This window comes from Amycolatopsis sp. cg5 (assembly GCF_041346955.1).
GTDB lineage: Bacteria > Actinomycetota > Actinomycetes > Mycobacteriales > Pseudonocardiaceae > Amycolatopsis.
Genome location: NZ_CP166849.1, coordinates 3222183 through 3234255, shown reverse-complemented (window position 1 = coordinate 3234255; position 12073 = coordinate 3222183). Strand labels below are relative to the sequence as shown.

Genomic DNA, 12073 nt, shown 5'->3' with positions numbered 1-12073 from the left:
CTAGTTCACACATTTACTACCAGCTCAGTTCCGCCGCCGGGCGTCGAACTCGGCCCGGCTGGTGATCAGCTTCCCCAGCAACATCACCAAGATCCGTTGCTCCGTCTCGGTGAGCGCGTCCGTCCAGCCGAACTCGCGCTCGTTGTGCTCCTGGAAGATCGAGACCATCTCCTCGTGCCCCGGCTCGGTGAGCGACAACCGGACCGAGCGGCCGTCCCGCTCGTCCGGCGTCCGGTGGAGCAGCCCGTCCGCGACGAGCACCTTGGTCAGATTCGACACCGCGGCCCGGCTCATCCCGGTCAGCCTGGCCGCGCTCTTCGACTCCAGCGGCCCGGCCAGCCACACCACGAACAGCAGCCGGAACGCCGACCACGACCGGTCCCGTGGCCGGTGAACAGCGGCTTCGAGGTCGTAGGTGACCAGATCGGACGCGCGGTTGAGGGTCAGCAGCACCTCGGTGGCCAGCTGGTGCTTGAAGCCGTATTCCTCGGCGAGCCGCCGGTTGGCGAGCGCGACGAACGACCAGAAGTCCAGCTCGGCCGCGTCCACCTCCCGCACCGCGCCAGCCTACCCCAAGGTGGTCAAACTCGAAACTATCTCGGGATCAGCGTCGCGGCTCCCAGCGGAACATCCGCTTGGCCAGCGTCAGCGCGACGAAAGCCCAGGCGAAGGTCGGCGCCAGCAGCACCAGCGAGTCCGTCACGGCGACGCCGCCCTGCCAAGCGTTGAGCACCAGCTCGGTGGCCGAGCCGCCGGGCAGCAGACGCTTGAGCAGCGTGAGGTTCTCGGTGCCGGAAGCACCGACCCAGCCGGCCACCCCGATCACGGCGAGCACCACCGGCATCGTCGTCACCTGGGCGTGTTCCGGCGAATTCGTGAGCCCGGCGGTCGCCAGCGCGAGGCCGAGCAGCATCACCATCGTCGAGACCACGGCCACCGCCAGCAATCCGACGTTGGCAGGCTTCCCCGCGACCACGGCCAGCACGGCCAAGATGACCGCCGTCTGGACCAGCGCGATCACCGTGATCGGCAGCAGCAACCCGGCCAGGATGCCGGTGTCGCTCGCCGCCGTCGACCGCAGCCGCTTGAGGAAGAGGTTCTGCCGTCGGGAAGCCAGCGTGGTCACCGTCGTCGTGTAGAGCCCGACCGTCACCACGAAGGACAGCACCAGCGCGGCGAGATAACCGACGCCGGCGATCGACGCGAAGGTGTCGTGCATACCGATGAACATCGCGCTGAACCCGATCGGGAGCACGAGGCTGGTGAGCAGCACCAGGCGGTTGCGGAAGATCTGGATCAGCTCACCGCGAGCGATCGTAAGCATGGGGAAGGTCCTTTCCGTTAGGCGCTGATGGCGCGGAAGACGTCGTCGAGGCGGGTCGGCCCGGCTTGCAGGTCCTGGAGTTCGACAGCGTGGTCCAGCGCCCAGCCGAGCAGGGTGTGCAGGTCCTTCTGCAGGCCGAACGTCTCGACCAGGAACACGCCGTCGCTACCGCGCACGGCGTGCAGCGGGGGTGCCGGAGCGCGATCGGGCAGCCCGAAGCGGATGGTCGACGGCAGTGCGCGCGTCAGCTCGGAGACCGTGCCTTCGCGGTGGAAGGCGCCCTGGTGCATGAGGCCGACGCGGTCGGCGCGCTGCTGGGCCTCTTCGAGGTAGTGCGTGGTCAGCACGATGGTCGCGCCGTCTTCACGCAGCTTGTCCACCGCGTCCCACAGCGCGTCGCGGGACTGGATGTCCAAGCCGGTCGTCGGCTCGTCGAGGAAGATCAGCTCGGGTGAGCCGTAGACGGCCGTGGCGAAGTCCAGCCGCCGCTTCTCGCCGCCGGAGAGCTGGGAAACCTTGGTTCCCGCCTTGCCTCCGAGGTCGACGACGCCGAGCACCCGGTCCACATTGTCCGTTCGCTCGGTGAGGTTTCCGATCAGGGCAACGGATTCGCGGACGGTGAGGTCCGGGGTGAAGCCGCTCTCCTGCAGCATGATGCCCATCCGGGGCCGGACGGCGCGCCGGTCGGCCGGGCTCTCACCGAACACCCGCACGGTGCCCGAGGTGGGTGCGCGATGCCCCTCGACGATCTCCAAAGTGGAGGTCTTGCCTGCCCCGTTGGTGCCGAGCAGCGCGTAGAGCTCGCCGCGCCCGACGTGGAAGGTCAGGTCCTTCACCGCGTGGAAGTCACCGTAGGCGAGGTTGAGCTGGTCTACTTCGATCACTGGTGTCATGCCGGAAATGATCAGCGAATCCGCAGGTGAGCGGCAGTGGGACAGTGTCACCACCGCACCGTGACATTACTGGGGGTGCGGGCATGACGTGGCGTCACTGGTGGCGGCGCCGATCATGGACGATGCTGGACGGCGACTCTGCCGCCGATCATGGAGCACCCCGATGTACAGCGCGGCACCCGAGCTCACAGCCACCCAGCGGCGGCTGCGCAGGCTCAACCTGATCACCCTGCTCCCGGTGCTGGCCCTGACCGGCGCGCTGGTGGTCGCGAACGACACGAGGCACTGGTGGCAGGGCATCGTGCTCGCCGCGGGCGTGCTGACCGCGTTGGTGGGAGTCGAACGGTGGACCGCTGGCGACTTCCTCCGCTTCGCGAAGCCGTGCCTCGCGATCACCTGGACGGTGTGGCTTTTCGGCGCGCTGACCGCCAGCGGCGCGGCGTTCTTCAGCGTCTCCGTCGTCGGCCCGATGATCATTCCCCTGCTCCGGCGGCACCGGCTGCTCGCCGCGCTGGCGCTGGCCGGGTGCGTCGCGGTCGCGGGCTCGGCGCGGTTCCTGGTGATGACCGACGGCGACTTCACCCAGAACCTCCTCCAGTACGTCGTCGCCCCCACCGCCGTGATCTTCTTCGTGACCGCGCTGATGTTCCCCAGCCAGCGGATCTACGACCTGCTGCTGGAGCTGGAGCAGTCACGCGAACGCGAAGCCGAACTCGCCGTGGTCCGCGAGCGCATGCGGTTCGCCAGCGATCTGCACGACATCCAGGGGCACACGCTGCACGTCGTCAAGCTCAAGGTCGCGCTGGCCGAGAAGCTGCTGGACAGCGATCCCGACCGGGTGCGCCGGGAGCTGAGCGAGGTGCGCGTGCTTGTCGGCGACACCATCACGCAGACGAAGGAGCTCGCCTACTCGCAGCGGCGGCTCAACCTTTCGACCGAGCTGGAGAACGCGAAGAACCTCTTCGAGGCCGCGGGAATCCTCGTGCGCGTCGAGCGGAAGGCCGAGGTCGACGTCCGCGCCGCCGAGCTGCTCGGCCAGGGGCTGCGTGAGACGACCACGAACATCCTGCGGCACGCGCAGGCGGCCCAGGTGCGGATCACGCTGTCGGCGTCGGGCATCGCCATCGCCAACGACGGCGCGCAGGACGGCCCGCTGCCCCGGCTGCGCGGGCTGTCCACACTCAGAGAACGATTGGCGGACAACGGCGGCGAGCTGACGGTGGAGCAGCGGGACGGCCGTTTCCTGACCGCCGCCGAGTTTCCGCGAAAGGACGAAGCATGACCACCGTGGTGCTCGCCGACGACGAGGCGTTGCTGCGCAAGGCGTTGGCGGCCTTGCTCCCCCTCGAAGGCGAGATCACCGTGCTCGCCGAGGCCGAAGACGGCGAGAGCGCCGTGCGGGCCACCCTCGAGCACCGGCCGGACGTGCTCGTGATCGACCTGGAAATGCCCACTGTGGACGGGCTCGGCGCCGTCGCCGAGATCCGCGAAACCCTGCCGGGACAGGTGATCCTGATGCTGACCCGGCACGCCAGACCCGGCGTGCTCCGCAAGGCGCTCAAGCTCGGCGTGCAGGGTTTCGTCAGCAAGTCGGCGGAGCCGTCGCACATCACCTCGGTCATCAAGGCCTTGCACGAAGGCAAACGCTGGGTCGACCCGGACGTCTCCGCGCTCGCGGTCGTCGACGACTGCCCGTTGACCGACCGCGAGATCGACGTGCTGCGCGCGACCCGCGAAGGCTTTTCGGTGGCCGACATCGCGTCGCAGCTCCATCTCGCCGAGGGCACCGTGCGCAATTACCTGTCCAACGCCATGCAGAAGACCCAGACGCGCACCCGGCACGAGGCCGCCCGGTACGCGCGCGAGCACGACTGGCTTTAGCCCGCGAAATCGTGGGTGAGCCAGACGCTGCCGCGCGCGTCGCGGGTGACGACGATGCCGATCCTGGTGAACGACGAGCTGAGGATGTTCTTGCGGTGGCCGTCGTTCGGCGGCTTCTCGTCGATCATGCTCTGCGTCAGGCCGAGTGCCATGCGGGTGATCGCGTCGTTCGAGTCGGCGACGGGGCCGCCGGTGCCGACGTTCTCGCCGCACGTGCGCCATTTGGCGCCCGCCGCCGTCTCGCGCTCGCCGAGGCCGGGTTCGCCGGGGCATTGGTGGGACAGCCCGCAGCCGCCTGCCATCTCCTGGTTGTGTTTGCCCGCGGCGGTCACCAGCGCCGGGTCCACCCGGAGCGCGGGCAACCCGGCGTCGGCGCGCGTCTCGTTGATCAGCGCGAGGACCTGGTCGGCCGCCGCCGAGGAACGGGGTGGTTTCGGTGGCGTGGACTTCGTGGATCGGGTGGTCGACGGCGCCGGTTCACTCGACTCGCTGGGCTCGCTCGACTCGGTTTCGCTGGGCGACGGCGTGACGGTCGGCTCCGGCGACGACGTCGAGGTCAGTGACACCGAAGGGGCCACGAAGGCGTCCGCGGCCTGGGCGACCGGTGGCGGCGCGGACGGCGTGAAGGTGAGCACGCCCGCCACGCCGAGCACGCAGGCGACGGCGGCGCTGGTCGCCATGAGCGCCGGTTTCGCGCTGGCGAAGTTGGCCACGCGACGGAACGGGGACACGGCGGCCAGCGGGGAACCGGCCGTGATCTGGGCGGCGGGCGTGTGCAGTGTCGACAGCAGCCGGGGCAGGAAGCCGACCGGAACGGCCAGCAGCGCCGCGCCGATCAGGATCCGCTCGATCGGCAGCGCGTCGGACGCGCCGCGCCTGCAGCGTGCGCAGTCTTCGAGGTGCCGGAGGAAACGCTTGCGCCACAACGGTCCCGGCTCACCGGACCAGCCTTCGGCCGCCTGGGTGATGCCGGCGCAGCGCGGCTCGGTGGCCAGCGCGCGCACGAGCGGGCGGACGGCCTCCAGCCGGGTCTTGAGCCTGCTGATCCGGACCGTGACCACGTGCGCTTCCAGCTGCAGCGCCTCGGCGACCTCGGTGCGGGTGAGGTGGCCTGCGCGCTCCAGCGTCCACAGCGCGAGCAGTTCCCGGTCGGCGGGCGCGAGCCAGCGCGCCGCCTCGTCGACCTCGCGGCGCTGCTCGGCGACCTGCAGCCGCGACAGCGAGACCTCGACGAACTCGGCCTCGGGGTCGGGACGCTCCTCGTACTCGTCCAGCGGCGCGGGCGCGGCGTGGTTGCGGCGGTAGTGGTCGCGGATCTGGTTGAGGGTGACCGCGACCAGCCACGAGCGGAACCGGTCAGGGTCGCGCAGGCGGTCGAGATCGCGGACCACGCGCAGCATGGTCTCCTGGACCACGTCGTCGACGTCCGCGGCGGAGGACAGTGCGTGCCCGGCGATGCTGTACACGAGCTGTAGGTGTTCGGCGACCAGCGCGTCCATCGCCTCGCGGTCGCCGTCCTTCGCGGCCGCCACCTGGGTCATGTCCACTTGCGCGTCTCGACCGTTCACGAACCCTCACCTCTGCGACTGTTTGCCGTACGCACAGGAGACTTGGCGGCGCACTCGCCGGTCACAGAAACCCTCGCCGTAAGTGACCCAGATCACAATCAAGGCCCAGGGAATAGCCCCGCTCTCACATGTGTTTGAGCGTTCAACTACTTTAGGGGAGTGGATATGGCTTACGAGATCCTGGGCACGCGGCAAGAGCCGACCTTCGGCCTGGACACCTTCGGTGACGTGGAGAACGGCGCGGACGGCCAGCCGGTGAGCCAGGCCGAGGCGATCCGGCAGGTCGTCGCGGAAGGCGTGCTGGCAGACCGGGTCGGCGTCGACTACTTCGGCGTCGGCGAGCACCACCGCACCGAGATGGCGGTCTCGTCACCGGACGTCGTGCTCGCTTCGATCGCCGGGCAGACCGAGCGCGTCCGGCTGGGCACGGGCGTCACGGTGCTCAGCTCCGACGACCCCGTCCGCGTCTACGAGCGGTTCGCCACGCTGGACGCGCTGTCCAACGGGCGCGCCGAGGTCACGCTCGGCCGCGGCTCGTTCACCGAGTCGTTCCCGCTGTTCGGCTACTCGCTGTCGGACTACGAGGTGCTCTTCGCCGAGAAGCTGGACCTGTTCACCAAGCTGCAGGAGGAGAAGCCGGTCACCTGGACCGGCACCGTCCGCCCCGCGCTGGACCGCGCGCAGGCCTACCCGCTCACCGAGTCCGGCAGCCTGCCGGCGTGGGTCGGGGTCGGCGGCACGCCGCAGTCGGTGGTCAGGGCGGCCGCGCACGGCCTGCCGCTGGTGATGGCCGTGATCGGCGGATCGCCGGAGCGGTTCACCCCGCTGGCCGACCTCTACCGCCGCGCCTTGACGGAGGCCGGTCACGGGGAACTGCCGATCGGCATGCACAGCCCCGGCCACATCGCCGCGACCGACGAACTCGCGATGGACCAGCACTTCCCCCACCACCAGGCCGCCTTCGCGAAGATCGGCGCCGAGCGCGGCTGGGGCCCGATGTCCCGTGCCGACTACGACGCCATGGCGGGCCCGCGCGGCGCGCTGTTCGTCGGCTCCCCGGAGACCGTCGCCCAGAAGATCGCCTGGTCGGTGCGCACGCTCGGGCTGTCGCGGTTCCAGCTCAAGTACGGCGCGGGCGCGCTCCCGCACGAGCAGCGCCTGGAGTCGATCCGGCTCTACGGCGAGGAGGTCATCCCCCGGGTGAAGGAACTGCTCGCTTAACGCCTGCGCCACGCCTCGAACTGCTCGGGCGTGCGGACGCCGTCGTCCAGCACCGACCGGTAGACGTCGTAGCTGGTGACGAGCGAGCCGTAGCCGGGGTTGCCCGCCCACGCGTGCTTGATGCGCAGGATCGCCAGCCGGATCTCGTCGGTCAGCCTCTCGGGGAAAGCCTTGAGATGCGCCAGATCCGGCTGGCGGGCCGGGTCGTCGACGAACCAGATGTCCAGGTTCCAGGTCTGCCCGGCCAGCGTGCGGTACTCGACCTTGAGATAGAGCCCGTCCGGATACGCGGGGTCGGTGTTCCAGTGGCCGGTGTCGTCGCGCATGGTCACCTGCCGCACCCTGGGCGAGGCGACCAGGTCCGCGCCGATCCGCCACACCGCTTCGTGGGTGGCTTCGTCGAGCGCCGGGCAGACGACCGTGAGGTCGATGTCGCGGCGCACCATCAGCCGCAGCGCCGAGCTGCCCACTCGCACGGGATCGCCCAGCGCGGCGAGTGACTTGTCCAGCCCGAGCGCGGCGGTGATCTCGTCGGCTTCGGCCTGCAGTTCGTCCTGCCATACGAGCAGGTCCTCGGAAAGCGCCATGATCACATTATGGGTCGCCCAGGCTCAGTAGGCTCACGCCGAAACTTTCTTCGCGCGCGGCGTCGATTTCGGCGGCTGCCGTTCGACGAGTCAGTGACAGCAGGTCAGAGCAACCGAGGAGCACCAGATGCGCACCCTGATTTCCACCACGTTCGTCTCGCTCGACGGCGTCATCGAGGGACCGGGCGGGGAACCGGGCTACCGCAACTCCGGCTGGACCTTCCAGGACATCGAGTTCGACCCGGCCGCCTACGAGCTCAAGGGCCGCGAGCAGGGCGAGGCCACCGCGCTGCTGCTCGGGCGCGTCAGCTACCAGGCGTTCTCGCCGGTGTGGCCGACCATGACCGAGGAGTTCCCCGGCTACAACGCGATGCCGAAGTACGTCGTGTCGACCACGCTCAAGGACGAGGACCTGGTGACCAACTGGGGCGAGACCACGATCCTGCGCTCGCTGGAGGACGTCGCCGCGCTCAAGGAGACCGAGGGCGGGCCGCTCAGCCTGCACGGCAGCGCCAACCTCAACCGCAACCTGTCCGACGCGGGCCTGATCGACCGGTATCACCTGCTCGTGTTCCCGGTGCTGCTCGGCGCGGGCAAGCGGCTGTTCAGCGAGACCGACAAGGCCAAGCAGAACCTGAAGCTCATCGAGAGCGAGTCGTACTCGAACGGCGTCCAGAAGCTGGTCTACGACGTCATCCGCTGATCACGGGTCGTGAGTGTTTTCGCCGGTTAGAACCGGCGAAAACACTCACGACTCCTACAGCAGCTCGTCCAGCGCCGACGCCGTGTCCGGGAACCGGCCCAGCAACGCCACCCCGGACTTGGCGGTTTCCCAACCGCCCTCGCAGCCCAGCAGAGTCGCCATGGCGTCGGTGGTCGCCGGGTGCGCGGCCAGCAACGCGACGCCGCCTCCCCCGGAGCGCCGGACTTCGGGCTCCGCGGGCTGGGCATGCCATGGCGGCACCCACTCGTCCAGCGCCGCGAGCTTGCCGGGGAACAACCGGCCTGCCTCGCGGATGAGCAGCGGGACGAGTTCGGCGCCCCGTTCGCGCAACGTGGTGATCAGCGTCGGCAGCCAGGGCAGCAGTACCGGGTCCGGAAGCTCGGCGAAGGCCTTCGACACCGCCTCGACGACGAAGTCGGCCAAGCCGGGCGCCGGCTCCAGCGCGTGCACGAACCCGCTCAGGTAGCGCGGATAAGCGGGCAGCACCAAGGGATTCGCCAGCAGGTCGGCGCACCGCGCGCGCAGCTCCGCGCGGGAAAGCACGCCGAGCTGGACCTGCGCGGCCCACAGCAGCGCCACCTTGGACGGCTCGTCCGGATGCGACCCGGCGATGGCCAGCTCCAGCTGGGTGCGGTCGCAGCCCAGCGAAAGCGCGAGCGTCTCCATGCTGAACAAGAAGCCCAGCATGGCCGCGACCTGGTCCACGGTCGCGTCCTCGTCCGTGAACGCGGTGGGCAGCAACGTGCAGTAATGCGCGTACCCGGCCTTGACGAAGGACTCGATCCAGCCCGGCAGCACCGGTTCGCTGGTCCGGTAGTGCCCGAGCAGCCTGCGCACCCGGCGCAGCACTTCGGGTGCGCCGTCGACGGTGCGCTCGGTCGAGAGCACCTCCAGCGCGCGGCTGCCCAGCTCGTCGGCCAGCCGGGCACTGCGCAAGTAGAGCGTGGCGTCTTCGACGGCCGCGAGCACCTTCGCGGCCGTGGCCTGCGGGTGATACGCCGCCCGGCGAAGACGTTGCTCCAGCACCTGTTCGATGCTGACGCCCTCGTAGCCCAGCTCGATGAGCGACCGCTGATGCGTGCCCAGCGCCAGATCCCACGACTCCTGGATCGGCCGTTCGCCGAGCCGCCGCTCCCCCATGATCGGCCGGGCCGCGCCGTACGGCATCAGGTACCGCAGCATCCAGAGCACGTCCGAGCAGCGCTCCAGCTCCGGCTTCGCCGCGATGTCGAGCAACGCCCGCTGGACACCGCGTTGCTGGAGCTTGAGGTTCAGCGGGACGAGCCGGTCGTGCACGTCACGCGCCAGCGGTGGCAACGCGTCGTAGCCGACCTGGCCGATCCGGTCGCCGCCCATCATGATCTCGACGATGCGGCGGACGTCGCGCCTGCCGGGCACGACGTCCTTCTCGATGCAGGTGACCGCCGCGTCCTGGAAGTCGTACGGGGTCGGCTTCGCCCTGTCGCGCATGCCCGCGAGCAGGATCGAGGTTTCGAACACCGCGATGGCGTCGGCGGTCGAGGCCAGATATCCGTTGCGGCGGGCGGCGCGCACGACGTCGACCGACCAGCCCAGCAGCTCGGCCTCGTCCAACGTGTCCAAAGTGGGCGGTCGCTGCAGGAAGCCGGACAGGTGATCCGAAGCCACGATCTCGGTCATGGGCCCGCTCGCCACCGCGGGCGGTTTGCGCTTCTTCGCGCCGGTTTGACCGGCCAGCTGGAACGGCTTCACCTTGGTGCGCTTGAGGTTCTTCGCCCACTCGGTCGCCGCGATCGACACCGAGCCCGCCGCCAGCCCGAACTGCGCCTCGATCGCCGCGTGGCTCGACGGGATCAGCCCGTACTGCCAGGTGCTCTCGGTGCGCGGGCTGATCACGAACCCGGCCGTGCCGCCGACGCCGAACTCCGCGACCCGGCTGGACGCGTGGAACGCGCCGCAGACGTACAGGCAGTCGGCGGGGTCGGCGCCCGAGGCGGCCAGGTGCTCGCGCATCCTGGTCCACATGTAGCGCTCGCGGTCCTCGTCGACCCGCACCCGGCTCGTGTCACCGGGCGCGAGGCGGCGGAACAGGCTGCCGATCAGGAACATCACCTGGCGATAGGTGTCGTGGTCACTGTCGCCGAGCGGGAGCTCGACGTACTGGTGCCACCACTCCGACCAGTGCCGCACCTTGCCGTGGCGCAGCAGGTGTTCCTCCAGCTCGGCGAACCGCGGCCGCAGGTCGCCGATCTCGACACCGACGGCGTCGCCGTGCAGCGCGGCTTCTTCCTCCTCCGGCTGTGTCTCCGACGGCTCGGGACGGTCCCATTGGAAGACGTGGTCGGCGGACCGGTCGACGAGCACCAGCTCGACACCCGGGGTGTCCAGCGCGTACGAGATCACCTGGTACTCCGCCGAAGCCTCGGTGATCGGCGCGACCACCGACAGCGGCGCCCACTCGGCGGGGAACCCGTCTACCTCGGTCGCGAACGCCTGCACCGCCACCGGAAGACGGCAGTTGCGCAGCTCGGTCAGCAACGGGGCCATGTCTTCGCACAGCTCCAGATAGACCACCTTCGGCTGTTTCTCCCGCAGCCGGCGGGCCATAGCGATGGCCGACGCCGGCGAGTGATGGCAGACCGGGAAGATCTCCAGCGGTTCGCGGACGGCTCGGTCGACGTCGTCGACGAGGCCGAGCAGGATGCCTTCCAGCGCCCTGGGCCCGTCGGCGAACGCGGCGGCCGCCTCTCTCAGCTCACCGCGCAACGCCTCGAAGGCGCCGCTCATGACAAGGTGGCAATCGCGTCGCGACCACCCTCCAGGAACTCCGGCCAGTCCCCGCCTTCGTCCTTGCTGCGCGGTTCGACCACGCCGTGCAGGTACTTGTTGAAGATGGCGAGGTCCTCCGGTTCACGCCGCGCCAGCGAGCCGACGAGCGAGGAGGCGAGCGTGCGCGCGGTCAGCGCGCGTTCGCCGAAGAAGTTGCTGTGCAGGATCGCGTCTTCGAGCACGCCGATCTGTTCGGCCGTGGACAACGCGGACTCGAGCTTCTCGTCGTCGCTGCCCGCCGAGACCGCGGCGGCCCGCAGGTCGCCGAAGCTGCGCAGCAGGACGTCGAGCAGCGTCGGCGGGACGTCCAGCTCGATCTGGTGACGGCGCAGCAGTTCTTCGGTGCGGAAGCGGACGATCTCGGTCTCGCTCTTCTTGTTCGTCACCACCGGGATGCGGACGAAGTTGAACCGCCGCTTGAGCGCGGACGACAGGTCGTTGACGCCGCGGTCCCGGCTGTTGGCGGTGGCGATGATCGAGAAGCCGGGCTTCGCGAAGACGATGCTGTCGCTGTCCAGCTCCGGCACCGAGATGTACTTCTCGGACAGGATCGAGATCAGCGCGTCCTGCACGTCGCTGGTGGACCGGGTCAGCTCCTCGAAGCGCCCGATCGAGCCCGCTTCCATCGCGGTCATGATCGGCGACGGGATCATCGACTCGCGGGACTGGCCCTTGGCGATGACCATCGACACGTTCCACGAGTACTTGATGTGGTCCTCGGTGGTGCCCGCCGTGCCCTGCACCACGAGGGTGGAGTTCCGCGAAATCGCGGCGGCGAGCAGCTCGGCGAGCCAGCTCTTGCCGGTGCCGGGATCGCCGATCAGCAGCAGGCCGCGGTCGGACGCGAGCGTGACGATCGCCCGCTCGACGATGCTGCGCTCGCCGAACCACTTCTGCGAGATCTCGCGGTCGAGCCCGTCGGCCCGCTCGGAGCCGAGGACGAACAGGCGCAGCATCTTCGGGGACAGCCGCCAGGCGAACGGCTTGGGGCCGTCGTCGACGGACTCCAGCCAGTCCAGCTCTTCGGCGTACTTGAGCTCGGCGGGTGCGCGCAACAGATCGGACAT

The 12073-nt window shown here is 69.5% G+C and carries 11 protein-coding genes; 4 read left to right on the top strand and 7 right to left on the bottom strand.

The window, feature by feature from the left end:
- Window positions 1-24: 24 nt before the first annotated feature.
- The 3 genes from AB5J62_RS14785 to AB5J62_RS14775 are packed head-to-tail and all read right to left on the bottom strand — an operon-like array spanning window position 25 to window position 2217.
- On the bottom strand, window positions 25-558 hold the full coding sequence (locus tag AB5J62_RS14785) for a MarR family winged helix-turn-helix transcriptional regulator (protein ID WP_370948775.1): 534 nt from the start codon (window positions 556-558) through the stop codon (window positions 25-27).
- 46 nt (window positions 559-604) lie between these two features.
- Complete coding sequence (locus tag AB5J62_RS14780; RefSeq protein ID WP_370948774.1) at window positions 605-1324, bottom strand: ABC transporter permease; 720 nt, start codon at window positions 1322-1324, stop codon at window positions 605-607.
- Between the two features lie 17 nt (window positions 1325-1341).
- A complete protein-coding gene (locus tag AB5J62_RS14775; RefSeq protein WP_370948773.1) occupies window positions 1342-2217 on the bottom strand; it encodes an ABC transporter ATP-binding protein in 876 nt (291 codons plus the stop codon).
- Window positions 2218-2380: 163 nt separating this feature from the next.
- Here AB5J62_RS14775 and AB5J62_RS14770 point away from each other — a divergent pair, with 163 nt between their 5' ends.
- Both AB5J62_RS14770 and AB5J62_RS14765 read left to right on the top strand, forming a co-directional pair.
- Window positions 2381-3499 carry a sensor histidine kinase gene (locus AB5J62_RS14770; protein WP_370948772.1) on the top strand — a complete coding sequence of 373 codons (1119 nt, stop codon included), beginning with the start codon at window positions 2381-2383 and terminating at the stop codon, window positions 3497-3499.
- Complete coding sequence (locus AB5J62_RS14765) at window positions 3496-4098, top strand: DNA-binding response regulator (protein WP_370948771.1); 603 nt, start codon at window positions 3496-3498, stop codon at window positions 4096-4098. The genes AB5J62_RS14770 and AB5J62_RS14765 overlap by 4 nt, the downstream gene beginning before the upstream one ends.
- On the opposite strand, the gene AB5J62_RS14760 is transcribed toward AB5J62_RS14765, so the two are convergent.
- Window positions 4095-5666, bottom strand: coding sequence for a sigma-70 family RNA polymerase sigma factor (locus AB5J62_RS14760; protein ID WP_370948770.1), 1572 nt, complete (start codon window positions 5664-5666; stop codon window positions 4095-4097). The two genes, AB5J62_RS14765 and AB5J62_RS14760, sit on opposite strands and share 4 nt — an antisense overlap.
- A gap of 165 nt (window positions 5667-5831) precedes the next feature.
- Between AB5J62_RS14760 and AB5J62_RS14755 the strand changes: the two genes are divergently transcribed.
- Window positions 5832-6887 (top strand): LLM class flavin-dependent oxidoreductase, encoded by a 1056-nt coding sequence (locus tag AB5J62_RS14755; RefSeq protein WP_370948769.1) that lies wholly within the window; start codon window positions 5832-5834, stop codon window positions 6885-6887.
- On the opposite strand, the gene AB5J62_RS14750 is transcribed toward AB5J62_RS14755, so the two are convergent.
- The gene (locus tag AB5J62_RS14750; RefSeq protein WP_370948768.1) at window positions 6884-7474 is read right to left on the bottom strand and encodes a hypothetical protein; all 591 of its coding nucleotides are present in this window, start codon (window positions 7472-7474) and stop codon (window positions 6884-6886) included. The two genes, AB5J62_RS14755 and AB5J62_RS14750, sit on opposite strands and share 4 nt — an antisense overlap.
- Window positions 7475-7601: 127 nt before the next feature.
- Between AB5J62_RS14750 and AB5J62_RS14745 the strand changes: the two genes are divergently transcribed.
- Window positions 7602-8177 (top strand): dihydrofolate reductase family protein, encoded by a 576-nt coding sequence (locus AB5J62_RS14745; protein WP_370948767.1) that lies wholly within the window; start codon window positions 7602-7604, stop codon window positions 8175-8177.
- Between the two features lie 54 nt (window positions 8178-8231).
- Here AB5J62_RS14745 and AB5J62_RS14740 read toward each other — a convergent pair whose 3' ends face one another.
- On the bottom strand, window positions 8232-10964 hold the full coding sequence (locus AB5J62_RS14740) for a DUF5682 family protein (RefSeq protein ID WP_370948766.1): 2733 nt from the start codon (window positions 10962-10964) through the stop codon (window positions 8232-8234).
- A complete protein-coding gene (locus AB5J62_RS14735; RefSeq protein ID WP_370948765.1) occupies window positions 10961-12073 on the bottom strand; it encodes an AAA family ATPase in 1113 nt (370 codons plus the stop codon). Before AB5J62_RS14735 ends, AB5J62_RS14740 begins: the two co-directional genes overlap by 4 nt.

Coding starts and splice junctions, on each gene's coding strand:
- AB5J62_RS14780 (WP_370948774.1), bottom strand. CDS start 1,324: ATGCTTACGATCGCTCGCGGTGAGCTGATCCAGATCTTCCGCAACCGC.
- AB5J62_RS14775 (WP_370948773.1), bottom strand. CDS start 2,217: ATGACACCAGTGATCGAAGTAGACCAGCTCAACCTCGCCTACGGTGAC.
- AB5J62_RS14770 (WP_370948772.1), top strand. CDS start 2,381: ATGTACAGCGCGGCACCCGAGCTCACAGCCACCCAGCGGCGGCTGCGC.
- AB5J62_RS14765 (WP_370948771.1), top strand. CDS start 3,496: ATGACCACCGTGGTGCTCGCCGACGACGAGGCGTTGCTGCGCAAGGCG.
- AB5J62_RS14755 (WP_370948769.1), top strand. CDS start 5,832: ATGGCTTACGAGATCCTGGGCACGCGGCAAGAGCCGACCTTCGGCCTG.
- AB5J62_RS14750 (WP_370948768.1), bottom strand. CDS start 7,474: ATGGCGCTTTCCGAGGACCTGCTCGTATGGCAGGACGAACTGCAGGCC.
- AB5J62_RS14745 (WP_370948767.1), top strand. CDS start 7,602: ATGCGCACCCTGATTTCCACCACGTTCGTCTCGCTCGACGGCGTCATC.
- AB5J62_RS14740 (WP_370948766.1), bottom strand. CDS start 10,964: ATGAGCGGCGCCTTCGAGGCGTTGCGCGGTGAGCTGAGAGAGGCGGCC.
- AB5J62_RS14735 (WP_370948765.1), bottom strand. CDS start 12,073: ATGTCCGATCTGTTGCGCGCACCCGCCGAGCTCAAGTACGCCGAAGAG.